Below are 24,192 nucleotides of genomic sequence, written 5' to 3' on the forward strand. Positions count from 1 at the left end.
CCAAACGATATGACCCAGTTAGCTGACCTTAACCCAGCCCAAACCAAAGTCATCGTTGGCATGTCCGGCGGTGTCGACTCATCCATTTCAGCTTATCTGTTGTTAGAACAGGGATTTCAGGTCGAAGGCCTGTTTATGAAGAACTGGGATGAAGACGATGGCACAGAATATTGCACCGCCAAAGAAGACCTGGCCGATGCACAACAAGTGTGCGACACCCTTGGTATTAAACTGCATCAAGCTAATTTTGCCGCTGAATACTGGGATAATGTTTTTGAACACTTTCTTGAAGAATACAAAGCCGGCCGCACTCCGAACCCAGACATTCTCTGCAATCGGGAAATCAAGTTCAAAGCCTTTCTGGAATACGCTCAGGTGTTAGGTGCTGACCTGATTGCAACCGGCCACTATGTCCGCCGTGGCGATACCGAGACGGAGACACGACTGCTAAAAGGTCTGGATAACAACAAAGATCAAAGCTACTTCCTGCACGCTGTTGCTGGCAGTGAAATTGCGAAGACTCTGTTTCCGGTTGGCGAATTAGAAAAGCCAGAAGTTCGCCGCATTGCCGAAGAAAACAATCTGGTAACTCATAACAAAAAAGATTCCACAGGCATTTGTTTTATTGGCGAGCGTCGTTTTAAGGATTTTCTCCAGCAGTACCTCCCTGCCCAGCCCGGCCGCATTGAAACAGAAGATGGCGTTGATATTGGCGAACACCAGGGACTGATGTATCACACTCTGGGACAGCGCCAGGGCCTTGGCATTGGTGGTTTAAATGGCTTTTCAGAAGACCCCTGGTTTGTTGCCGACAAAGACCTTGAGCGCAATATCCTGATAGCCGTGCAGGGCAAAAACCACCCTCGCCTGTTTAAAGACTGGCTGACGACATCAGAGATTTATTGGGTCAACGATGAACCAGAACTGCCACTGCGCTGTAAAGCTAAGGTACGTTACCGCCAGGCCGACCAGGATTGTGTTATTCATAAAACCGCCAAAGGTTACCGGGTTGAATTTGACGAGCCACAGCGTGCTGTCACTCCAGGCCAATCCTTGGTGTTGTATACCGGTGAAATCTGCTTAGGTGGCGGTGTTATTGAACATACCGGCGACAATGACACCAAAGACGAAAACCAGAACATGGGGAGCCAGGTATGACTCCTGAACAGCCAATCCTGCTTCACAAAAACCATGAACAAGCGATCGCCCTGGCGGCTGTTTTCCAGGTTGCCACATTAGTTGAACAACTGGCTCGCACCGGAGATGTTCCAGAAGAAACCTCCCTGCCACTCCTGGAAAGCCTGTTCAGCCAAAACCCAAAACAGTTTGGTGATATCTACGGCGATGCCAAAACCCGTTTGACCATTGGCCTTAAGCAGCTCAAAACAATTGCAGGCAAGGAACCACAAGGCATCAACCCAGACATTACCCGTTACGCCCTGAGCCTGCTTCACCTGGAGAAAAAGCTCAGCAAGGCACCAGATATGCTTAATGCGTTAGGCCAGGGAATCCAGGACGCGGAGCGTCAGGCACAACACTTCGGCATTGCTCATGAAAACACCATTGCCTCTCTTGCCGGACTTTACAAACAAACACTGAGCAACCTGAGTTTCCGTATTCGGGTGACCGGCAACCCTACCTACCTGCAGACCAATCACACCGCCAACCGTGTCCGCACACTGCTGCTGGCCGGTATTCGTGCTGCTATGTTATGGCGCCAGGTTGGCGGCAAGCGCTGGCAGCTATTAGTGAGTCGCGGTCGCTATTTAAAAGCGTGTGATGAACTGCTGAGTGGTGACATTAAACGATGAGAGCGATTAACCGCACATTTTCTACCGCCCCGATGATGGATTGGTCGGATCGTCACTGCCGCGCCTTCTGGCGCCAGCTGAGTAAAGATGCTCTGTTGTACACCGAAATGGTCACCACTGGTGCCCTGATTCATGGCAACCGCGAACGTTTCCTGCAATACAACGATATTGAGCATCCTGTAGCCTTACAGCTAGGAGGCTCTAATCCGGAAGAGCTGGCTCAGTGTGCTAAGTTCGCTGAAGAATGGGGTTACGACGAGGTTAACTTAAACGTCGGCTGCCCCAGCGATCGTGTACAAAACAACATGATTGGCGCTTGCCTGATGGCACATCCGCAATTGGTGGCCGATTGCATTAAAGCAATGCAGGATACCTGCAATATTGAAGTCACCATCAAACATCGCATTGGCATTGATGACATCGACAGCTATGAGCATATGCGTGACTTTGTTGCGACAGTGGCTGAAACCGGCTGCAAGAGTTTCACCGTGCATGCCCGCAAAGCTATTCTTCAAGGGCTGTCTCCCAAAGAGAATCGTGACATACCACCACTGCAATACCCGCTGGTGTATCGCCTAAAGCAGGAATTTCCAGAGCTGGAGATTATTATTAACGGCGGCATCAAGACCCATGATGAGTGCTCTGAACACCTGAGCCATGTAGACGGCGTGATGCTGGGCCGGGAGGCTTATCATAACCCTGGCATCCTGATGCAGGCTGACGCTCTGTACTTCAGTGCTGATAATAGTCATGAAGAAGGTTCACTTGTCCAGCGAGTTCAAGCTGTGCGCGACTTCTACCCTTATATCGAAACTGAGCTGAGCAAAGGTGCAACACTGCACTACATCAGCCGTCATATGCTGGGGTTATTTAACGGTATGAAAGGCGCGCGGCAATTCCGCCGTCACCTGAGTGAAAATGCCTTTAAGAAAGAATCCGGCATCGAAATCATGGAGCAAGCGTTAGCGTTTGTAGAAGTGTAAATATAGCTAAAATGGGCAGCTGAATCCAACTGCCCTACAGGATTTAAAGAGTTCCACCTGCTGAATACGCTTTAGCATCTTCCAGGCCGCCAATATTCTTCACATTGGTATAACCCAGCTTCTGCAGCGCCTCCAAAGCAACGCCGGCACGACGTCCAGAACGGCAGTACAGTAAAATTTCGGCATCCTTATCGAGGCTGAGCGCTGCGATATCCGCAGAAATTTGTGTGTGCGGAATATTATGCGCTCCATCCAAATGTTCACCAGCAAACTCTCCTGCGCTACGGACATCAATCCAAACCGGCTCAGATGCCCACACAGAAAGGCTCAACAACGTTGCGACCAGAATAGTAATCAACTTCATATTTCATCTCCAAGTTATTCTGAGAATTAGACTTTTTAGCCAAACAGCCCCGATTCTGCATTGACCTGAATCGGATGTTAAGAGAGTCTAACCATAATTAAGTTATTGCATAAGCTGCACTCAGGAAAAGATATGAACAAGCTGGACGCACTGAAAGACATGACAGTTGTGGTTGCCGACACTGGCGACATTGAAGCCATTCGCCAACATCAACCGGCCGATGCCACCACAAACCCCTCGTTAATCCTGAAAGCCGCACAGCTGGATGCCTACCAGCCACTGATTGCCGGTGCGATCAGCTGGGCCAAACAATGCAACAACTCAGAGTCTCTGGTTAGTAATGCCTGCGACAAACTGGCGGTAGCGATTGGCTGCGAAATACTGCAAATCATCCCAGGACTGATATCAACTGAGGTCGACGCCCGCTTATCCTTTGATCGTGAAGCGACAATTGCCAAAGCCCGCAAGCTGATTCAGATGTATCACGATGCTGGCATCGATAAAGATCGCGTACTGATCAAGATTGCCGCCACCTGGGAAGGCATTCAGGCCGCCAAAGCGTTGGAATCAGAGGGTATTCACTGCAATTTGACCCTGTTATTTAACTTCAGCCAGGCAGTCGCTTGCGCTGAAGCCGACGTTACGCTGATCTCTCCTTTTGTGGGTCGTATTCTCGACTGGTACAAAGCCAATCAGCCCAATGAAGACTATAGCGGCCCCCGTGACCCAGGCGTTCAATCGGTGACCCAAATTTATAACTACTACAAGCAACATGGCTACAACACGGTTGTGATGGGTGCCAGCTTCCGTAATACCGGAGAAATTGAACAGCTGGCAGGCTGCGATAAACTCACCATCAGCCCAGACTTATTGTCACAACTGCAACTGGATACCAGCACTCTTAGCCGAAAACTCTCAGCCGAAAACGCCGATACTAATATTGAAAAATTATCACTGAGCGAAGCAGATTTCCGCTGGGCGATGAATCAGGACGTCATGGCGGCGGAGAAGCTGGCCGATGGCATTCGCCGCTTTGCCGCGGATCAGCAAACGCTGGAAGATATGATTCAACAAAACCTGTAGAAACACTTTATGTTAAAGCAACTTTTTGCTCTATTTGAACAGCCAACACAAGAGCGCCAGCCCCATACACTGGCGTTAGCAACTGCGGTGTTGCTGGCCGAAATTGTGCGCGCCGACCACCAAGTCGATGACGCTGAAAAAACGGCAATGAAAACCACCCTGCAACACAGCCTCAAACTCTCTTCGGAAGAAGCTTCATCATTAGTCGATGAAGCACTGAACACAGCTGAGGCGGCCAACGACCTGCAACAATTCACCCGGGTTATTCACGACAAGTGCAACCCGGATGAAAAATTCCAACTGCTGTGCAACTTATGGAAAGTGGCCTACGAATCGGATGGACTGGATAAATATGAAGAGCATATGATCCGCAGAATTGCTGATTTGCTCTACATCCCACACAGTGAATTTATCCGCGCCAAAGCGCTTATCAAAGCACAAAAGAAAAACGCCCAATGATCATCTCTGATATTGCCGAGCAATTTTCAGCGTTAACCGAACTATTATCTCAACTTCGCCAGCACCTCCTGCAGCAGCGCCCGCCACATTACTTCCCGATTACTGGCGAAGAAAAGGAGATGGTCGACGATGCGTTGCAGCATGCCTGCACCCTACTGAGCGATCTCTGGTACCAAGGCAATCAGGACGGGCGCGAAACCCGCTCACGCCACGGGATAATTGTTGCCGATGCGAAAACAAGTGAGCTAATTCGCAGCATTAATCATCAAAAAGAGTCATTCAGGGCCGCAGTCAATCGGGCAAGGCAAAATCTGTCTCAAGAGCATTGGTTGCAGCATCATGAGCAGCTGAGCAATCACGGTCAGACTTTACGAGAACAGCTACGGCTAAGTGGCCTGGGTCGGGTCCACCTGAAACAGTGTTACCGCCATATTCCGCTTCTGGAAAAACCCGTCACCAAAATTGGCTTCAGCTGGTACAACAACGGCCGATCGATTAAAAAAATCAGTCATCAGCAGGCACAAAATCTATTGCTGGCTTTGGGTGAGCATAAAACCCATATTCAGAGCCAGCTTCAGGTGTTGTCACAACTCACCGCAGGTACTCAGCTGGCACAGGTACAGACACTGGCACCTGTTGTGCGGGCCAACCTGGTATTTAACCGAAAAGATGAAAGCAAGGATAAAACGACCGAACGCAAAGCGATGAACGTGTCGTTACCATTGTTTGTTCAGGAAAGTTTGCCTACGCACAACACGATTGAGCTACAGGCTCCGAACGGAAGAAGTCGCTTAAATCGCAGCGACAATAAGATTTCAAATGAACCCATATTGCCCAGCATTCGGGCTTATACCTATCAATCTAGCGATTAGAACTTAAAGCTAACCCGCTAACTGCTGAGGGAAGTGAGAGTGCGAACTATTAGTAGAGCTGACATTAGCAGGGGTTGTTAAAGACTCAGCAATAGTACGATAGGCGCCCTGCTCAAGATTCATAAAACGAATCATTAAACTGTTTTGTTGCTGCGAAATGCGGCGCACTGATTGCACCATCGCTTTCCCTGTGACACCACCATCGGATACACCTGCAAGCAACTCTAATTCAATATCGAAACAGATAAAACGACCACTGCTGTCTCTGAAACACTGACTTTCACTGAGGCCGACCTCAATGGAAAAGCCCAAAGGAGATAAATTAGCAATCGCGCCGCAATACAGCTCTTGCTGATGGTTTGTTATGCGTATCTTCATAAAAGACGCCCAAAATGGCAATAAACCTGACCATAGCTGAGATAATGACTTTTTTCCAAGTACAAAAACCTGCGAATGAGAACTGAGTCTTGTTTATTTTTTGTCCTCACATGCTAATTCAATTGGTAAACAGGCCCTTAGAATACTGACCTGTCACTTGTATTTGTTTTAAAAACAGAGACTTATTTTATACAAATGCTTTGCCCAGTAACGATGCTTGGCGCTAAAATTCATGTACATTCATTTCCCCCTCATACAAAAATAAAAAGAAACTCACCATGACAAAATCCACATTATTACGCCTGCTATTGTGCATCCATATTTTTGCCCTGGCTGCTTGCTCCAGCAAGTTACAGCTGCCGCTATACGAAAACTCCGCCACATCACCAGCATCGAAAACCCCAGGCAACCGCGAGCAAAGCAGTGATTATTTGTCGATTCAATACCTGGGTGTTGGCGGGCATTTATTTTCTTATAAGGGCACTCAGATTATGACTGCGCCCTCATTCAGCAACCCGCACTTTATGTTTGCCGGACCTTTTTTCCCGATGTCAGCCGATAAAGAGGCGATTGACACCTATATGCCTGAAGCCAGCAAGGTAGAAATGATTTTGGTTGGCCACGCCCATTACGATCATCTGCTGGACGTTCCTTATGTCATGCAAAAACACACACCGAATGCTCATGTGTATGGCTCCAATACAACGGCACACACCTTGGCTCCTGCTGTTTCTGCTGACCGGATTCATGCCCTGAATGAAAAGATGGGCGATATCAACCAACCGGGCGAATGGGTTTACAGCAGTAGCGGCAAAGTACGTATCATGCCGATTAAAGCCGATCATGCACCTCATATCATGGGGCTTAAATTTATGACAGGTGGTTATGATGAAGACCTTGAAGACTTACCCTGGCATGGCTTTGGCTGGAAAGAAGGCCAGACACTGGCCTTTATCATCGACTTCCTGGATACGGACGGCAGTATTGCCCACCGGATCTTCTATCAGGATGCCGCCAGCCAGGAACCCTTAGGGCTGGTACCCGATATGGGCGATAATAAGTCCATTGATATTGCCATATTGTGCCCAGCCGCATTTCATCAGGTAGACAGCTATCCGGAATCTGTTGTTAAAAACACACAGGCTCAACATTTCATACTGGGCCATTGGGAAGACTTTTTTGCCAATGATCTGAGTGGCCAGCAACGTTTTGTCCGTCTTACAGACCAGGATGATTTTATCGAGCGACTGGAAGCCGCCAAGCCAGAGAACAGCACCTGGGTACTACCCGCATTGTTTAGTACACAATATTTTTCAGCCAATGGAGAACTGGTCGAGTGACCCCTTCTTTTGAATACCCGATTCAACGAGCGGCCATCTGCGCCGCTTTTGCTCACATCAATCAGGGCCATATCCAGCTCTGGTGCGAACACAATGACCAAGACTTTTCCCCCTTTACCAAACTCAACAACAAGGTGCAGTCGTATTTACGCGGCGAGCTGAAATCGCTCCCTAACCTGGAGCGTTTTCACGAAGCTTTCGCCCAGTGGCGTGAAGAGCTGACTCAGGACGATGCGCTGGCTTATCAGATCGCAGAGTTAACCTGCTCTTGTTTGTACAGCGCTGCCGAATCCATTCTTGATCCGGAATGCGATGATGTTGAATTAATCCTCCAGGATGTCGATGCTATTTATCACTCGATGGAAAGCCTGACTGACAGCGTACCTGACTTGCAGGCATATAAAGCTGACATCCTGCAAGGATTAACCGATATTCTGAGCGAAGCGAAACAAGCCCCGCTCAGCAAGGATTACTTCGGTTTTCTGAAAGAGTGTGACACCAGCTTATTCGGGCTTTAACACCGTCCATGACTGACATTCCCGGCTAAATCCTGAAATAGCCATTTACCTTATACGCGGCGGAATTTAAAATCCGCCGTTTTTGTAAGGTTAAGGCGAAACCACTGTGACTACCAAACCCGCATTTACCCCTGAACTGCTCTCACCGGCAGGCACATTCAAAAACATGGAATATGCCTTTGCCTATGGCGCGGATGCCGTTTATGCCGGTCAGCCACGTTACAGCCTGCGGGTTCGCAATAACGACTTTCAGCTGGAGAATCTCAGCAAGGGCATCGAATACGCTCATTCGCTGGGCAAACAGTTTTACGTTGCCAGCAATATTGCACCGCATAACAGCAAAGTCGACACCTACATGCGCGATATTGAGCCGGTGATCGGCATGAAGCCGGATGCCCTGATTATGTCAGATCCAGGCCTGATCATGCTGGTAAAAGACAAATGGCCAGATCAGGTGATTCACCTGTCGGTACAAGCCAATGTTGTGAACTACGCTTCCGTTGAATTCTGGCGACGCCAGGGCGTTAGCCGCATCATTCTCTCACGCGAGTTATCGATTGATGAGATTGCTGAAATCCGTCAGCGTTGCCCGGAAATGGAAATTGAAGTTTTTGTTCACGGCGCCTTATGCATCGCCTACTCCGGCCGCTGTTTGTTGTCGGGGTATATGAATCACCGCGACCCGAATCAAGGCACCTGCACCAACGCCTGCCGCTGGAAATACGACGCCCATGAAGCCAAAGAAACCGACAGTGGCGATATTATTCCCGCTGGTGTGAATGTGTTTGATCCGGCTCAGAGCAATACACAGCCCAGCACTCAAATCATCACCGATGGTGAATCGACACTGGGCGAAGGGGGTACCACGGATAAAATCTTCCTTCTGCAGGAAGGCAATCGTGACAACGAATACATGCCGGCGTTCGAAGACGAGCATGGCACCTACATCATGAACTCTCGCGATCTGCGTGCGATTCAGCATATTGAAAAGCTGGTGGAGCTGGGCGTTCATTCGTTAAAAATTGAAGGCCGTACCAAATCACATTATTACGTTGGTCGCACTGCTCAGGCGTATCGTAAAGCCATTGACGATGCCGTCGCCGGTAAGCGCTTTGATAAGGGGCTGATGGATACTCTGGAGCATATGTCGAATCGTGGTTATACCGAAGGATTCTTCCGACGCCATGTGCACGATGAATATCAGAACTATGAACGCGGCACCTCACTGAGCACGGCACAACAATTTGTGGGTGAGATCACTCATTCTGATGGAGAGTACCTGACCATTGTGGTTAAGAACCGCTTTGAAGTAGGTGACAGCCTGGAACTGATGACCGTCAGCGGCAATACAACCTTCACCTTAAACGCCCTGACCGACAGCGGCGGCACCCCTCGCCAGGATGCACCTGGATCGGGTTTTATTGTCAAAGTGGCCATACCTCACGCAGCGAAGAACCATAACATGCAGCGTGCAATGTTGATTCGTAATTTACCGCAAGCATCTGTTTGATATCGTATGGGCTGGACGGATTTATGTTGGCAAGATCACGGCGCTTAACTATAGTGCCGTGAGCCCCTTAGTTGTCTGAGAAAAATAATAGAGATGCACATGAAGACTGTATTACTGAAAAGCTGCTTTTTTTTCATTTTCTCGTTAGCTCTTACCGTACACGCAAAAGATGACCTCCCCCGCTCGCTGGTTGAAACAACATCAACGACGATGGCTGAACGCCTGATTGCTGACAAAGAAATGGTTCAAACTCAGGACTACTACCTGGAGCAATTGGTTGACGAAGTCATTATCCCGATCGTAGATCACCGAAGAATGGCAAAACGCGTTTTGGGCAAACACTGGAAGCGCGCATCCAAAGATCAACAATCCAGCTTCTCTGCTTCCTTCAAACACAAAGTAATTCGCACTTATGCCGGTGCCTTTAAAGCTTTTAATGGTGAAGAGATTCGCTATGAGCCATCCCGCTTCAACGACAAAGGCAATCAGGCCCTGGTCAAAAGCCAGATCATTCGCCCTGGTGCTTCCAGCATCCGGGTTGACTACAAACTGTATTTCAAAAAAGAACAATGGCGTGTGTTTGATGTCATCATTGAAGGCGTCAGCTTAACCAAAAGCTTTCGTGATCAGGTCAGCTTAAGCATCGAAGAGCAAGGTCTGGCCAAAACCATCTCTAAATTAGCTGCCGAATATAAAGACGAAGCGCCTGTCGTACGCCTTGGTGCTCACGCCTGGGGCCCTTACTTAGGAAAAACGTTGCCTAACCATGGCCTGGCAGCCGATATCGTTTCCTCAGCCTTTGCCCAATCCGGCTACAAAACCGTCATTGAATTTATGCCCTGGAACCGGGTTGGCGACAGCATGAAAAATGGAGAGCTTGAGGGCTCCTTAGCCAGCTGGTATTCAGCAGACAGAAAGCAACATGTTGCTTTTTCAGACGCTTACATAGAAAACCGGCTGGTTTTTGTTAAGCGTGATAATGACCCATTTGAATTCACTTCAGCCGAACAGTCAAAGCATGAACTGAAGAACAAGTCCTACCGCCTGGGTGTATTTGAAGACTATAGCTATGGGAAGGAATTCGAAAAAATCAGCCCGCTATTTCAGGTAGAAACCCGTAATTATTGCTCCCAGCTGTTCCGCGATGTTGCCAGTAAAGAACTCGACCTGGCCTTGGTGGATCACTGGATTGCACAGCAGGAACTGAACGATAAAGAGCACATTGCAGATCACCTGACTCAAGTCTCAGGTGTACTTGCCACACGAACATTACACGTCACCATCAGCAAGAACATCAATGATAGCGAAAAGCTGATTAACGCTTTTAACTTGGGCCTACAACGGCTCAAAGAGAATGGCGATTACGACAAGTTGCTTAAAAAGCACCAGTTCCCGGAATAAAGAAACCGTTTAATGACCGATATTGAAGTACTTCACAGCGATGACGACATCGTTGTGATCAATAAGCCGCCTGGCTTACTCAGCGTTCCCGGCCGATACGAACCAGACTCTGCCGTTAGTCGCCTACAGCAACAATTTGGCACCATTCTGGTAATTCACCGTCTCGATATGGATACCTCAGGCATTCTGGTATTCGCGCGCCATAAGGCCGCATTAACCGCGGTGCAACAGCAGTTTGAGAAACAAACGACGCACAAAATCTACGAGGCAAAGCTATACGGCAAACTTCCTGGCAATCAGGGCTGCGTTAACCTGCCCATCATTGTTGATTGGCCCAATCGACCGCTACAGAAAATCAGCCATACTGAAGGCCGCTATGCCCTGACTCGCTGGAATAAAATCGATTCTGGTGAGAGTGACTCTTGTGAGAATAGCTATTCCCGCGTGCTGCTCTACCCTAAAACCGGTCGTTCACACCAGTTGCGCATCCATATGCAGCAAATTGGCCATGCGATTGTTGGTGACACTTTGTATGCTGGCGAGCGGGCCAAGCAGGAATCCCGTCTTTGTTTACACGCCCGGGAATTGGCATTTAACCACCCGACCAGTGGTGAGCGCATGACATTTATTTGTCCGCCAGGGTTTTAGCTTTATCAGAGTAGCTACATCGGTTCATCGCGCTTACGGTGTTTGATAATCAAACTCAGCAATCCGGCAAATAGCAGTAAAGCACCAATAAGCATCGTCACTGCAATCCCGCCAAAGATTTGCGGCGCATGCATCAGCGTGGTCATCAGTGAATCCTGATAGTAGAAGAACCATTCATGGTCAGGCGGAAACATCCAAACGTGAAATTGATAGAATACGGCCTTCGGGCCAATGATCAGTGTCGCCAGTGTCGCACCAGCAATCAACCCCAGCAGAATAAACAGCTGATGCTTCCAGGAAGGCTGGCTACTGCCCATCAGCAACCAACCACCCAATCCCAGCATTACCAGAGTGGATAGCAGACCTAACATCTGAAAACCATCAATCAGATTAGCCACGTCTTGCAAGTGAACCACTTCTGGCTGACGCAATAAGCTGACGTATTCTTCACCACGTAAAAACTGGATATCAGCCAAACCTTTACCCTGATGATGAACCGCATCAACAATCTCGGCAAACAAGCGCTCATGCTGCTCCCGGCCTGTCGTTTCGAAGCCATGAATATAACGGTTTTGAGGGCCATATTTTTCAATATGTGCACCAACATCGTACAAATCATAGAAATAGTGGTATCCATAATTCTGGCTAGCCAGTAAATTCCAGCTGAGATACAGACACACAACAAAGCTGCTCAGCAACGCTACAAACCAGGCAGCCGACATAAGCCTCGGCAACATCAATCAATCTCCTGATAAAAATTTAATACATCCCGCGCCACTGTTAGCGCTGTTTCTGGCTCGAGGTGAAAGTGGTGATGCCCAGGCAATTCAGACAAACGTCCATTCTTCAGATATTCCATGCGCATGGCAAAAAAGGACTCAGGAATAAATGTGTCCGCGGCTTTAACAACCAATACCGGACAACCAACTGCTGACATAAACTGCTGAACTAAATCCTCAGTCATTCTTAATTTTGAGGTATGTCGCAGCCGAGGGTCCGTTCGCCACTGATAACCATCCGGCGTATTTTTAAGATTTCTTACTACAACCGGGGCAATACACTCTGGTGACAGCGCTGGGTCCTGACGAACCCTGGCTTTGAGCGCAGATTCAACATCTGCGTAGGTTTTTAAACGACTACCCGAGCGACTACGCTGGACAGCCTCATCAATACCTTTGCGCATTTGCTCTGCAGCCTGAGTTGAAGGTGTAGCAAGCGGCCCTGCTGCATCCAGCATGACCACCGATCTGACTAACTCCGAGAATGTAGCGGCGGTAATGATGCTGGCTGCCGCCCCCATTGAATGACCAAGAAGGTGCACCGGCGAGGAGAACTGATTTAACACCTCAGACACCCAGGCAATGGATTCCCAGATATAATAATCTCCACCCTGACCAAGCCAGTCAGAGTGGCCATGCCCTGGAAGGTCAATGGCGACAAACCGGTATTTTTCACTCAAAGATGGCAATATGCGTTCAAAAGAGGCCGCATTATCAAGCCAGCCATGCAAGGCGACGATAACTGGCCGGTTATCTTCTTTGCTATCGCAAATACCAGCAATACGGCCCAGCGCAGTATCAAATACAATTTCTTTAAGCATTACGACAGCATCTCTGAAAGGAGGTGATGAATATGGTCTGCAGTATGCGTGGGATGCTCAAACGGAAACAAGTGTCCACCAGGAACCCATTTCACTTTCATGCCAACCCGGCTTTGCATTCTTGCCCCATTAATCGGCAAAAAGACATTACTCTGTCTCCCCCCAATCACGGCAGTCGGCATGTTCAGAGGAGCATCACAGCGAATATCATGAGGAATGGTGCGGTAAATTTTAATTTCTGTATCCGGGTCAAAGCGCAGCCTGATGCCATCTTCAGGACGATCCGGATTAATCATTTCCGTCCCTGCTGACACATAATCCTTTAAACAGCGTGGATCGAAATTTTTCATCAGGGTTTTGCCGGAAAAATAAGCCAGGGCATCATCAACGGACTCCCAGTGCGAGCGTCTCCCTTCCGTTCTGGCCGCCGGAGTAAAATAATCACTTAACCCAAGCCGTTTCATCACACCAAAGCCAACACTTTGCATTGGAGTCAGGATCGGGGAGTCGAGCATGATCAACGCCTTCACAAGATCCGGACGCTGCTGAGCAACCATATAACTGAGCACCCCGCCCAGAGAGTGGCCAACCGCAATCACCGGTTGCCGATAGTTTTGCTCAAAATGGTGGGTGAGTTCTTTTGCCAGCTCGCGCCAGTTATTAGTAACCGGATATTGGGGATTATGACCTAGTCGATCGATGGTGCGCACATCATAATGCACTGAAAGTCGTTCAAAAATTGCCTGATAACTTCCGGCCGGAAAGCCGTTAGCATGGGAGAAATGCAGTACATCATGCCCGGAAATATGTGTTGTCATCTTATTTTGATTATTAACAAAAAGATGAAAACTACAGCCCGACGCGTTTCAGATCAAGTGATTATGCCAGGCTGAGCTACTGGGCAGCTGGCTCAACCCTCTTCTAAAGCAGGATACCAAACTTTGGTTACCGTCATGCAGCCTGACGCGGCCATATCGCCCTCTAAAACCCAGGCTTCTGCGGGGGACCAGGGCTGATCGAACACCTGACCTTCGACCAGCTTGGCGGCCAAGCGCCCCACCAGAGGTAAGTGAGAAACCAGAACAACATCCCGATCTTGTGTCATGAGCCATTCAAGCAGCTGATCAATGTCACCAGAGGGAGTTATCAGGCCGATCTCAATCGCTTTTAAACCGCAAGCTTCCGATACAGCCTCAGCCGTTTGCCTGGCGCGTAGAAAGGGACTGTGACAAATTTGCAGAGAGCCTGAGAGCTGCTGATCTTCAATCAGAGAACCAATCCACCGTCCGACACCCTGCGCCTGCTGAAAACCTTTTTCAGTTAATGAGCGGGATTCATCGGAATCCACTCCTGCTTCAGCACTACCGTGCCGAACGATACATACTTTCACGTAAGCGAGCCTTATTTTTCAGGCCAGTCCTTAAAAGGGAATGGCTTCTCTTCGGAAGCACCTGAAAGATAGTGAATGATTTCACCAACATAGGTTCCCAGCGAACCACCAAAGGACGCCAGCTCCTGATTCGCCTCACCCGTCAGCAGGCGGAAGCCCCACTGAACAGCACCCAGCAACAGGATGACCAGATCCAACACCCGATACACAATAAAAAAACCGATCAGGTACAGGGTTTTCAGCCAAAAGGCATCAGACGTTACACTTTCTTTCAAGTCACTCATTATTCAGTTCCGGAGTCATATATAAAAAGTTCAGATTTCATTTTTTGGCAAAGCAAACTCAACATCAGAGGCCAGATCCCCCGACATCAAACCCTGAGCCACTTTCCGTGGATCCGTGCCATTAAACAAGACTTCATAAGCCCCCATCACAAGAGGCATATAAATATCTAATTCAGCAGCTTTTGCCCTGACATAACGCAAGGTATTAACACCTTCAGCCACCTCACCCAGTGATTTGACAGCTTCGTCCAGTGTTTTTCCCTCTCCGATGGCGAAACCCACCCGATAATTACGGCTCAGTGGCGAGGTGCAGGTAACCACCAGATCACCAACACCAGCCAGTCCGAGAAATGTTAATGGGTTGGCACCCAGCGCTACCGCGAAACGGCTCATCTCCGCCAGGGAACGTGTAACGATCATACTTCTGGAGTTTTCACCCATGCCTAAGGCGGCCACAAAGCCTGAAACAATGGCATAAATATTTTTCAGCGCACCGCTCAATTCAACGCCAAACAGATCGTCGGAGGCGTAAACACGGAAATAGGAGCAACTCAACCCCTCCTGAACATTGCGTCGCAACTCACTGTTTTTACTGGCAATAACTGTCGCTGCCAATTCACGACGAGCAATCTCCTTGGCAAGATTAGGCCCCGACAAAACCCCCACCGGATTATCCGGGCACAGCTCTTCCAGCACCTGGCTCATCAGCAGAAAGTTTTCAGGCTCAATGCCCTTAGTGGTACTCACCAGCGCCTGATTCGCTGTCAGCTTGTGCGCGAAAGTTGATACCACTTCTCGTACAGATCGACTGGGGACTGAGACAAAAATTACGTCAGCTCCCTGAATCGCCGATTCAAGATCATTCGTTGCTCTCAACTCATGGTTTAACGGAGTGTCTGGCAAATATTTAGGGTTGATATGTTGCTGATTGATAGCATCAGCAATTGTGGAATCACGTAACCATTGACATGTTTCAATATCATTATCGGCAAGAATATTCGCAATAACTGTACCGAAACTACCGCCACCAATCACAGCAGCTTTGGAAAAATTCACATACCCTCCAACGGGATTAATCAGGAGTGTTTGTGCAGGTCAGCCTCAAGGCAATCGACCAGCTCTTTAAACGTATCTTTATTTTTGTCGTTCATGCTCATCAACACTTTATGAGCATCAATGACCTGCTGCCTCGCCTGCTCTTCAGTCACAGCTGTTGCTGCCCACTGCTTAAAGCCATCACAATCAGGAAAGGCTTCATCAATGATATGAAAAACCTGATCAAAGCCCATGGACAACAGGATTTTCGTAATGCTGGGGTTAGGGCTGGCAATGGTTGGTGTGATACTGAACCGATCACGACACAAAATAGAAATTTTGGCGATTTGACCCAGTGTCGTGCTGTCGACTCCGATAGCTTCAGACAGGTCAATAACCACATTCGAAAAATTAGGATGCAGAAGAATATCATCAAGATATTTTTCCAGCGCCGAGCAGAGATTAAGGCGCACATCCCCTTTAAGCCGAATGATATGAGCACCGTCAACAAATGCGACGTAAACCTCACCTGATGTCATAAACCACCTCTCGAAACAGACACCATGGCAATATCATCAGGTACTTCATCCCTGGCAGGGATACCCAGAGCCTCGGCAATAGCATTCACATCACCACGGCTTTCAATTGTCATGGCCAACAGCGCCTCTTCTTTATCATTCAAGGTCGATTCCGGCATGATTTCCAGTATTCCGTCAGAAAACATCAGTAAAGAAAAGTTCTGTTCTAATGACATTTTGTATTCCTGGTACTCTGCCTCAGGGAACAAACCAATCGGCATAGCACGACCATCAAGGTAGCTTGACCCTTTCTCAGTCAGCATAATCGGCATAGGAAAATGACCACCAACACTGTAATGCAGAGTGTTTTCTTTAAGACAAATCACGCCGTAAAACATGGTCAGATGCTTATCTAACTCTGAAGCATGGAGCTCCGAGTTAACGCGATGCAACACCCTCGCGGGGTGAATGACGTCATCACTGGAGCCGCGATTAAAATTGCGCTTCAGACGGTACGTCAGGTTTTTAAGTAATACAGTGACAAACGCAGATGAAGCGCCATGACCAGAAACATCGGCCAGATAAAACACCAGGCGATCATCATCAAGCTCGAAATAATCAAGAAAGTCGCCACTCAACAGTAACGATGGCGTCAGCCGATGTTCACACTTAACGCCACGAAAGCTTATTGATTCTGGCAACATTCTTTGCTGCGCATGACGCCCGGCAAGCTGGTCAGCACGCAACTCATCCAGACCACGACGCAATTCGGTGTTGGTTTTTTCAAGGTATTCCCGGTAAGCCTTATTCTCTTCTTCCAGGCGATAGCGCTGCAGTGCCTTGGCCAGTGCATGTGCCAGCACCTCAGGCTCAGTAATTGGTTTAGCCAGGAAGTCATCAGCACCGAGGCGGAGTGCCTGAACCACATTCTCCATGATTTCAGACGAAGAAATAACTACAACTGGCAGATCACTAGTCAACCTGACTGAGCGCAACAGCTCAAGCCCATCAAAACCAGGTAAGTCGAGGTCACAAATTATCGCTTCAGCCAACTCGTCCGAGAGCATCCGAAGTGCCTGCTCATGGTTATTGGCAAACAGCAATCGATAACCATGTTCTGACAGATAAGCCGAGATGACGCTCTGCTGAATCGCACCATCATCAATGACCAACAAATTGGCGGCCACCAGCGCCTCCAAACCAACTGAATATAAGCTGCGAACACTAACGCCTAGCGACCCGCGTTGCAATGCTCACTTCTGAATTTCTGATCACTTTTGAACAATTACTCAAAACAGGTTTTTTCAGACTTTCCTGTCTATCCTTAACCTGAAGACAGCCAGCAATTGAAATGGCACAAGCTATGCTGAATGATTCATCCAACAATAAAACCGTTAAGGAGCACCTGTCTATGTCCAGCCCGGCACGCAATTTTCAGGAAAAAAGGGACTACATTCGAATGCAGGTCGACACACCGGCCACACTGACTCTCGAAAATGGTGAAACTCATCAAATGACCTGCATCGATCTGAGCTCCAGTGGCGTGCAGCTTAAAAGCAACGACCCAATTACCGCCAACAGCAAGGGGGAGCTGAAAGTTTCCAGCGGTGGCGGAGCAACGCCAGCACTGCATGCGTCAGTTACCGTCTGCAGGATTCAGGAAAACAGGCCAGGAGAATATCGCATCGGCCTGAGCATTGATTCCTTTTTATAATTCTCAGACGTCAGGGCCGGACAAAAATCGGCCCTGAGCCCGCAAAGCCCCCAACCCCGTCAGGCAAGCTTGCCATCCAGAATCTGCAAAAAAGTTTCTGGCTCAGGGCGAACACGGTAATTATCAGTCTGATCCAGGAAGATGATTTTGCCTTCGGCATCGGTCATTAATACCGTTGGCATCACCGTATCACTATCGTATCCCAACCCCTGAAGCCCAGCTGGGGTGCCACCCACGGCATCAATCTTCAACGCTTTAGCTGCGGCATTATCAACATCCACCATAAAGTTAAAGCTCACCGCAAAACGTTTCGCCAGATCTTCACTATTGGCATGTGACTGGGAACTGATCAGATAGGTTTTCACACCACGCAGCTCCAATTGCTGATACTGGGCCGCCACTTCTTTGATTTGCGCCATACACAAAGGACACCAGTTACCACGATAAAAAATAAACAGCCCCGCCTGGCCCTGACTGTCATTGGAGTGAAATGTTGTGCCGTCCGGGTATTGCAGCTCAAACTGCGGCAACTTTTCGCCCAGCTTCAGCTCAGACTGACTGCGATCGCCAAAACGGCTGTACCAGAACACATACAACAAGGCACCAACCACCAGCAAAGCCGCAACAACAGGTACAATCGGCAAGGCCTCAGCCACACCCTGATAGGCGGCTGCAACAGAGACAACAATGGTTGGCAGTGTTAATTGTGGGATATTGGCCGATGTTCGCGGCACGTTACCAAGAAACAACCACCCCATAAAAGCACAGATCGGCAAGGCAGTAAGCGACAGCAACAGCAATGCAGGCGACGACGTCTGTAAGGCCTGATACCCCGCCCACGCCAGAGTGACAAATGCCAGCGACAGATAACCGGAAATAAACAGTGATTTAATCCACATCATTTTCATATTTTTATCCTGGTGAGTTTTGTTTAGTAAGGTTTATTGTTCCGGTCGCCTCCAGCTGATCAAACGACCAATTAATTTGCTGAGCCAGTGATTCGCCAGACAGCCCCGCCTGCCCCTGCAATCGCCACCCCATCAAGAGACTAAGCAGCCACTCCACAATCAAGTCTGGATTTTTAACACCAGCGCTCTCAAGTGCCTGCTGCCAATGTTTTTTTACCCGAGAAAATTGTTGCAACACCTGTTGATGCAGCACCTCATCAACGCCGCTAAATTCAGACACCGAACTCACCAAAAGGCAGCCCTGATGCAACGGCACAAGCGATTGCTGGGTTAGCGTCAACAAAAAAAACTGGCGCAACAGGTCAAGCCCAGAATGCTGTTTTTCGAGCAACCGCCAAACGGTAAGAACCTGATCCACATACAAAGACAGACATTCGCCATAAAGGCGCTGTTTATCCCCAAAACTGTTGTAGAAGCTGCTGCGGCTAATCCCCATGGCTTTAAGCAGCAGCGCCATGCTACTAGCCTGATAACCATGCAACCAAAAACAATTCATCGCTTTAAACAGCACCTGCTGGTGTTCAAATTCAATCGGGCGCATTCTGCTCTCTGGTTTTTATTTCCAATTATCAAACCTATTTTGTACCAATCATTCCATAACATTCAAAAGAAAACCCGGAATTTGAATCCGGGCTCATAAAAACTAAGGCTTACTTAAAATAGGCATTATCGGTTTGTGAATGGTCTGTTTCATCACGCACACCAGTTACCTCGGGAATTTTGGCAACCAAGCTGGCTTCAACACCATCTTTTAACGTCATATCGACAGCGCTACAACCCTGGCAACCACCACCGAACTTAAGTACAGCGATACCACTTTCCTCATCAAATTCAACCAGGCTAACTTCGCCGCCATGAGCCGCAAGCCCGGGGTTGATCTCTGTATAGAGCAGATAATTAATGCGATCCTGAACCGGGCTATTGTCATTTACCTTTGGCATCTTAGCATTCGGTGCTTTGATGGTCAGCTGACCACCCATACGGTCTTTAGCGAAATCAATCTTAGATTCCTCAAGATACGGAATACTCATCGCTTCAACATAAACCTTGAGCTTTTCCATTACTTGCAACTCGTCATTGGCACTCACCTCTTCCGGGCGACAATAAGCCAGACAAGTCTCCGCGTATTTAGTGCCCGGCTGGGTAATAAATATGCGTACCGCCATTCCTTCAACACTCTGCTTTTCCAGCAATTCTGCCAGGTAGCTTTCAGCATCCGGGGTAATGGTTACGTATTCAGTCATCATCTCTACCTCAATCAAGTGGCGCTATATTACCTAATAGAGCCACCACACGAAATACCCAAGTAAAATACTTGGTTAAGACAAGCTGTTTCTCCAACACAACAGAGCCCACCGTTACGGCTAGCCTTATGCTGAATTTTTTTCACGCTGAATTGCAATTTACTCATAATGACTTGCCAGCCTTGGCAAATCACCACTTCTACCTGACAGTCGCTTCGTCAAACAAAACCAAACACTGTGTGAACATACGTTAGCCTTTGGTACAATCGCGCCCCATTTTTGAATCCACCACTTTCATCAGCGCCGCAGGTTATCCATGTCTGAATCAATATCCCCCGCCCAATTAACTGAGTTACGGCAGCAACGTATCGCCCGGTTAAAAGCCAATATGGAGCAACGCATCCATATTCTGGACGGTGGCATGGGCACCCTGATTCAGTCGCACCAACTGGAAGAAAAAGACTACCGAGGTGAACGCTTCGACGATATTGCCCAGGATGTAAAAGGTAATAACGACTTATTGGTGATCACACAGCCAGAGATCATTGCTGGCATTCATCGCCAGTATTTTATGGCTGGTGCCGATATCGTCGAAACCAATACCTTTAACTCCACTCGCGTGTCCCAGGCCGACTACGACATGGAAGAGCTGGTGCCTGAGCTGAACTGCGAAGCCGCCGCCCTGGCACGTCGCGTTGCCGACGAAGTGGAAGCCGAAACAGGTACACCACGTTACGTCGCCGGTGTATTAGGCCCAACCAGTAAAACCGCCTCGATTTCTCCCGATGTAAACGACCCGGGCTTCCGTAACATCAGCTTTGATCAGTTAGTTGAAGAGTACGTTGAAGCGACCGAATCGTTAATGGATGGTGGTGCTGACATCATTCTGATCGAAACCGTGTTCGACACCCTGAACGCCAAGGCCGCCATTTTTGCGGTACAGGAAGCCTTTGAACGCAAAGGTGAAGAGCTGCCCATCATGATCTCCGGCACCATCACCGATGCGTCTGGCCGTACTTTGTCAGGCCAGACAGCAGAAGCGTTCTGGAACTCAGTCGCTCACGCTAAGCCACTGTCGGTTGGCCTGAACTGCGCGCTGGGTGCAGAAGAACTGCGCCCGCACGTTGAAGAGCTGTCCAACAAGGTTTCCACCTTTGTTTCCGCCCACCCGAATGCGGGTCTGCCGAATGAATTTGGCGAATACGATCAGTCAGCCAGCGAAATGGCCGAGATCGTGGAAGAATTTGCCGCCAGCGGTTTCTTAAACATTGTGGGTGGTTGCTGTGGCACCAGCCCGGCTCATATCGAAGCCGTTGCTAAGGCCGTCGCCAAACACCCGCCGCGCAAGATTCCAGAAATCAAACGCGCCTGTCGCCTGTCTGGCCTTGAGCCGTTTAACTTCGATGAAGACAGCCTGTTTGTGAACGTGGGCGAGCGTGCCAACGTTACCGGCTCTGCCCGCTTTAAGCGCTTGATCAAAGAAGAAGCCTACGACGAAGCCCTAGAAGTCGCTCGTGTACAGGTAGAAAACGGCGCGCAAATCATCGACATCAACATGGATGAAGGCATGTTGGATTCTGAGGCGGCCATGGTGCGCTACCTCAATCTGATTGCTTCTGAGCCAGATATTTCTCGTGTGCCAATTATGGTGGACTCCTCCAAGTGGGAAATCATCGAGGCAGGCCTGAAGTGCATTCAGGGTAAACCAGTGGTGAACTCCATCTCCCTGAAAGAAGGTGAAGACGAGTTTATTGAAAAAGCCAAGCGTTGCATGCGCTTTGGTGCGGCTGTGGTGGTAATGGCGTTTGACGAAGTGGGTCAGGCTGACACCGTCGCACGTAAAAACGAAATCTGTGAGCGTTCATACCGCGTCCTGGTTGATAAAGTCGGCTTCCCGCCAGAAGACATCATCTTTGACCCGAATATTTTTGCCGTTGCTACGGGCATCGAAGAGCACAACAACTACGCGGTAGACTTTATTGAGTCGTGTGAGTTTATTACTAAGAACTTGCCTTACGCCAAAATCTCTGGCGGCGTGAGCAACGTATCCTTCTCGTTCCGTGGTAACGAGCCGGTGCGTGAAGCAATCCACTCGGTATTCCTGTATTACGCCATCCAAAATGGTATGAGCATGGGTATCGTCAACGCCGGTCAGTTGGCCGTTTACGATGATTTGCCAGAAGAGCTGAAAGACCGCGTTGAAGACGTCATCCTCAACAAGCGCGAAGACGGCACCGACCGCTTATTAGAAATCGCCGAGAAATACCGTGGCGATGGCTCAGTTCAGGAAAAAGAAAATGAAGCCTGGCGTGAACTGCCGGTGCGCGAGCGTCTAACTCACGCATTGGTAAAAGGCATCAATGGCTTTGTTGAAGAAGACACCGAAGAAGCACGCCAGATGTTCGACCGCCCAATTGAGGTGATCGAAGGCCCACTAATGGACGGCATGAACGTGGTGGGCGACTTATTCGGCTCCGGCAAAATGTTCCTGCCACAGGTGGTGAAAAGCGCCCGCGTGATGAAACAAGCGGTAGCCTACCTACTGCCGTTTATTGAAGACGAAAAAGACGGCGCGTCACAAAGTCAGGGCAAGATCCTGATGGCGACGGTAAAAGGCGACGTACACGACATCGGTAAAAACATCGTGGGCGTGGTACTGCAATGTAACAACTTTGAGGTGATCGACCTGGGCGTGATGGTTCCGGCGGAGAAAATCCTGAAAGTTGCCAAAGAAGAAAACTGCGACATCATTGGCTTATCAGGCCTGATCACCCCATCGCTGGACGAAATGGTGCACGTCGCACGTGAGATGCAGCGCCTGGATTATCAGATGCCACTGTTGATTGGTGGTGCAACTACCTCCAAAGCACACACGGCAGTGAAAATTGAACCTCAGTATCAGAACGATATTGCTACTTATGTGGCCGACGCCTCTCGTGCGGTGGGTGTTGCTCAGAAGTTGATGAACCCTAAAGACAAAGCGGAATACATCAACGAGCGCCGCGAAGAATACATCAAAGTGCGTGAACGCAGTGCTAACCGCAAAGCCAAGGCGCTACTGAACTACGACGATGCTATTGCTAACAGCTTTAAAGCGGACTGGGCCAGCGCCGACAACCCGGATGGCTACACGCCACCAAAACCGAACAAGCTAGGCATTACAGTTTACGACAATTTCGATCTGGCTGATCTGGTGAACTACATCGACTGGACGCCGTTCTTCTTCTCCTGGGAACTGGCCGGTAAATTCCCACGCATCTTAGAAGATGAAGTGGTGGGTGAAGCAGCAACCAATTTGTTTAAAGATGCGCAAGTCATGCTGAAGCGTATCGTAGACGAGAAGTTATTTACCGCCAAAGGTGTGGTGGGCCTATGGCCAGCACAGCGTCGTGGCCCAGATGATTTAGTTGTTTTTTCAAATGATGATCAGGAAGAAATCGCCCTACTGCATCATTTACGTCAGCAAACCGATAAGCCAAATGATCAGCCGAACTTCTCGCTGGCTGACTTTGTTGCACCGGAAGGCACAGTAACCGACTACGTTGGTGGCTTTGTTGTCACCACGGGTCTGGAAACCGAAACTCTGGCGAAGCAATACGACGATAACAACGACGACTACAACAGCATTATGATCAAAGCACTGGCCGACCGCCTGGCTGAAGCCTTTGCTGAGCGTATGCATGAAATCGTTCGTAAAGACACCTGGGGTTACGCTGCCGACGAACAGCTGGATAACGAAGCTCTGATCAAAGAAGCGTACAAAGGCATTCGCCCAGCGCCGGGTTACCCGGCTTGTCCGGATCACACCGAAAAAACCACCTTGTTTAAACTACTGGATGCCGAGAAACACACCGGCGTAACCCTGACTGAAAACTTCGCCATGTTCCCGGCGGCATCGGTGAGTGGTTGGTACTTCTCTCACCCACAAGCCAAGTACTTTGGTTTAGGTAAAATTGGCAAAGATCAGGTGGAAAGCATCTCTGAGCGTAAAGGTCGTGAGGTCAGCGATATGGAACGCTGGCTGTCGCCGAACTTATCTTATGATCGCTAATTCACCTGAATTAAGCACGCT

At 49.0% G+C, this 24,192-nt stretch carries 26 protein-coding genes; 13 read left to right on the forward strand and 13 right to left on the reverse strand.

The window, feature by feature from the left end; genetic code table 11:
• Positions 1-9 precede the first annotated feature (9 nt).
• From mnmA to dusA, 3 genes are read left to right on the forward strand one after another with little or no spacing between them, the layout of a single operon-like run.
• Positions 10-1,158: a tRNA 2-thiouridine(34) synthase MnmA gene (gene mnmA / locus KFF03_RS09275; protein ID WP_255856613.1), complete on the forward strand. Its 1,149-nt coding sequence runs from the start codon at positions 10-12 to the stop codon at positions 1,156-1,158.
• Complete coding sequence (hflD, locus tag KFF03_RS09280; protein WP_255856614.1) at positions 1,155-1,811, forward strand: high frequency lysogenization protein HflD; 657 nt, start codon at positions 1,155-1,157, stop codon at positions 1,809-1,811. The genes mnmA and hflD overlap by 4 nt, the downstream gene beginning before the upstream one ends.
• Positions 1,808-2,794, forward strand: coding sequence for a tRNA dihydrouridine(20/20a) synthase DusA (dusA, locus tag KFF03_RS09285; RefSeq protein WP_255856615.1), 987 nt, complete (start codon positions 1,808-1,810; stop codon positions 2,792-2,794). Before hflD ends, dusA begins: the two co-directional genes overlap by 4 nt.
• A 43-nt stretch (positions 2,795-2,837) precedes the next feature.
• Here dusA and KFF03_RS09290 read toward each other — a convergent pair whose 3' ends face one another.
• The gene (locus tag KFF03_RS09290) at positions 2,838-3,158 is read right to left on the reverse strand and encodes a rhodanese-like domain-containing protein (protein ID WP_255856616.1); all 321 of its coding nucleotides are present in this window, start codon (positions 3,156-3,158) and stop codon (positions 2,838-2,840) included.
• 132 nt (positions 3,159-3,290) lie between these two features.
• Between KFF03_RS09290 and tal the strand changes: the two genes are divergently transcribed.
• Genes tal through KFF03_RS09305 form a run of 3 tightly spaced genes read left to right on the forward strand, consistent with a single transcriptional unit; the run spans position 3,291 to position 5,572 of the window.
• Positions 3,291-4,241 carry a transaldolase gene (gene tal, locus KFF03_RS09295; RefSeq protein ID WP_255856617.1) on the forward strand — a complete coding sequence of 317 codons (951 nt, stop codon included), beginning with the start codon at positions 3,291-3,293 and terminating at the stop codon, positions 4,239-4,241.
• Between the two features lie 9 nt (positions 4,242-4,250).
• A complete protein-coding gene (locus KFF03_RS09300) occupies positions 4,251-4,700 on the forward strand; it encodes a TerB family tellurite resistance protein (RefSeq protein ID WP_255856618.1) in 450 nt (149 codons plus the stop codon).
• Positions 4,697-5,572: a DNA replication terminus site-binding protein gene (locus KFF03_RS09305; RefSeq protein ID WP_255856619.1), complete on the forward strand. Its 876-nt coding sequence runs from the start codon at positions 4,697-4,699 to the stop codon at positions 5,570-5,572. The genes KFF03_RS09300 and KFF03_RS09305 overlap by 4 nt, the downstream gene beginning before the upstream one ends.
• A 9-nt stretch (positions 5,573-5,581) precedes the next feature.
• Here the strand turns inward: KFF03_RS09305 and KFF03_RS09310 are convergent, their stop codons facing one another.
• A complete protein-coding gene (locus KFF03_RS09310; protein ID WP_255856620.1) occupies positions 5,582-5,950 on the reverse strand; it encodes a hypothetical protein in 369 nt (122 codons plus the stop codon).
• A 278-nt stretch (positions 5,951-6,228) separates the two neighbouring features.
• Here KFF03_RS09310 and KFF03_RS09315 point away from each other — a divergent pair, with 278 nt between their 5' ends.
• The 5 genes from KFF03_RS09315 to KFF03_RS09335 all read left to right on the forward strand — a co-directional run bounded on the left by KFF03_RS09315 (position 6,229) and on the right by KFF03_RS09335 (position 11,367).
• Positions 6,229-7,290 (forward strand): MBL fold metallo-hydrolase, encoded by a 1,062-nt coding sequence (locus KFF03_RS09315; RefSeq protein WP_255856621.1) that lies wholly within the window; start codon positions 6,229-6,231, stop codon positions 7,288-7,290.
• Positions 7,287-7,808 carry a hypothetical protein gene (locus KFF03_RS09320; protein ID WP_255856622.1) on the forward strand — a complete coding sequence of 174 codons (522 nt, stop codon included), beginning with the start codon at positions 7,287-7,289 and terminating at the stop codon, positions 7,806-7,808. Before KFF03_RS09315 ends, KFF03_RS09320 begins: the two co-directional genes overlap by 4 nt.
• Before the next feature lie 166 nt (positions 7,809-7,974).
• Positions 7,975-9,318: a tRNA 5-hydroxyuridine modification protein YegQ gene (yegQ, locus tag KFF03_RS09325; protein ID WP_370647477.1), complete on the forward strand. Its 1,344-nt coding sequence runs from the start codon at positions 7,975-7,977 to the stop codon at positions 9,316-9,318.
• Between the two features lie 99 nt (positions 9,319-9,417).
• Entirely contained in the window at positions 9,418-10,719 is a 1,302-nt protein-coding gene (locus KFF03_RS09330; RefSeq protein ID WP_255856624.1) for an ABC transporter substrate-binding protein, read from the forward strand.
• A gap of 12 nt (positions 10,720-10,731) precedes the next feature.
• Entirely contained in the window at positions 10,732-11,367 is a 636-nt protein-coding gene (locus KFF03_RS09335; protein WP_255856625.1) for an RluA family pseudouridine synthase, read from the forward strand.
• A gap of 14 nt (positions 11,368-11,381) precedes the next feature.
• Here KFF03_RS09335 and KFF03_RS09340 read toward each other — a convergent pair whose 3' ends face one another.
• From KFF03_RS09340 to KFF03_RS09375, 8 genes are all read right to left on the reverse strand, one after another.
• On the reverse strand, positions 11,382-12,104 hold the full coding sequence (locus KFF03_RS09340) for a DUF1461 domain-containing protein (protein ID WP_255856626.1): 723 nt from the start codon (positions 12,102-12,104) through the stop codon (positions 11,382-11,384).
• Complete coding sequence (locus KFF03_RS09345) at positions 12,104-12,967, reverse strand: alpha/beta fold hydrolase (protein ID WP_255856627.1); 864 nt, start codon at positions 12,965-12,967, stop codon at positions 12,104-12,106. Before KFF03_RS09345 ends, KFF03_RS09340 begins: the two co-directional genes overlap by 1 nt.
• Positions 12,967-13,785 carry an alpha/beta fold hydrolase gene (locus KFF03_RS09350; RefSeq protein ID WP_255856628.1) on the reverse strand — a complete coding sequence of 273 codons (819 nt, stop codon included), beginning with the start codon at positions 13,783-13,785 and terminating at the stop codon, positions 12,967-12,969. The genes KFF03_RS09345 and KFF03_RS09350 overlap by 1 nt, the downstream gene beginning before the upstream one ends.
• Before the next feature lie 92 nt (positions 13,786-13,877).
• Positions 13,878-14,357 (reverse strand): phosphohistidine phosphatase SixA, encoded by a 480-nt coding sequence (gene sixA, locus KFF03_RS09355; RefSeq protein WP_255856629.1) that lies wholly within the window; start codon positions 14,355-14,357, stop codon positions 13,878-13,880.
• A gap of 11 nt (positions 14,358-14,368) precedes the next feature.
• A complete protein-coding gene (locus tag KFF03_RS09360) occupies positions 14,369-14,641 on the reverse strand; it encodes a DUF4389 domain-containing protein (protein WP_255856630.1) in 273 nt (90 codons plus the stop codon).
• Between the two features lie 30 nt (positions 14,642-14,671).
• Positions 14,672-15,697 (reverse strand): NAD(P)H-dependent glycerol-3-phosphate dehydrogenase, encoded by a 1,026-nt coding sequence (locus KFF03_RS09365; protein ID WP_255856631.1) that lies wholly within the window; start codon positions 15,695-15,697, stop codon positions 14,672-14,674.
• 20 nt (positions 15,698-15,717) lie between these two features.
• The gene (locus tag KFF03_RS09370) at positions 15,718-16,215 is read right to left on the reverse strand and encodes an STAS domain-containing protein (RefSeq protein WP_255856632.1); all 498 of its coding nucleotides are present in this window, start codon (positions 16,213-16,215) and stop codon (positions 15,718-15,720) included.
• Positions 16,212-17,381, reverse strand: a complete 1,170-nt coding sequence (locus KFF03_RS09375; protein WP_255856633.1) for a PP2C family protein-serine/threonine phosphatase — start codon at positions 17,379-17,381, stop codon at positions 16,212-16,214. The genes KFF03_RS09370 and KFF03_RS09375 overlap by 4 nt, the downstream gene beginning before the upstream one ends.
• A 164-nt stretch (positions 17,382-17,545) precedes the next feature.
• On the opposite strand from KFF03_RS09375, the gene KFF03_RS09380 reads away from it, so the two are divergent.
• Positions 17,546-17,908 carry a PilZ domain-containing protein gene (locus tag KFF03_RS09380; protein WP_255856634.1) on the forward strand — a complete coding sequence of 121 codons (363 nt, stop codon included), beginning with the start codon at positions 17,546-17,548 and terminating at the stop codon, positions 17,906-17,908.
• Between the two features lie 59 nt (positions 17,909-17,967).
• Here KFF03_RS09380 and KFF03_RS09385 read toward each other — a convergent pair whose 3' ends face one another.
• The 3 genes from KFF03_RS09385 to nfuA all read right to left on the reverse strand — a co-directional run bounded on the left by KFF03_RS09385 (position 17,968) and on the right by nfuA (position 20,120).
• On the reverse strand, positions 17,968-18,816 hold the full coding sequence (locus KFF03_RS09385; protein WP_255856635.1) for a redoxin domain-containing protein: 849 nt from the start codon (positions 18,814-18,816) through the stop codon (positions 17,968-17,970).
• Positions 18,817-18,820: 4 nt separating this feature from the next.
• Positions 18,821-19,417, reverse strand: a complete 597-nt coding sequence (locus KFF03_RS09390; protein ID WP_255856636.1) for a TetR/AcrR family transcriptional regulator — start codon at positions 19,415-19,417, stop codon at positions 18,821-18,823.
• Positions 19,418-19,526: 109 nt separating this feature from the next.
• Complete coding sequence (gene nfuA / locus KFF03_RS09395; protein WP_255860887.1) at positions 19,527-20,120, reverse strand: Fe-S biogenesis protein NfuA; 594 nt, start codon at positions 20,118-20,120, stop codon at positions 19,527-19,529.
• A gap of 316 nt (positions 20,121-20,436) precedes the next feature.
• On the opposite strand from nfuA, the gene metH reads away from it, so the two are divergent.
• Entirely contained in the window at positions 20,437-24,171 is a 3,735-nt protein-coding gene (metH, locus tag KFF03_RS09400) for a methionine synthase (RefSeq protein WP_255856637.1), read from the forward strand.
• Positions 24,172-24,192: the final 21 nt, after the last annotated feature.

Origin of the sequence: Bacterioplanoides sp. SCSIO 12839, assembly GCF_024397975.1 — a bacterium.
Lineage (GTDB): Bacteria > Pseudomonadota > Gammaproteobacteria > Pseudomonadales > Oceanobacteraceae > Bacterioplanoides.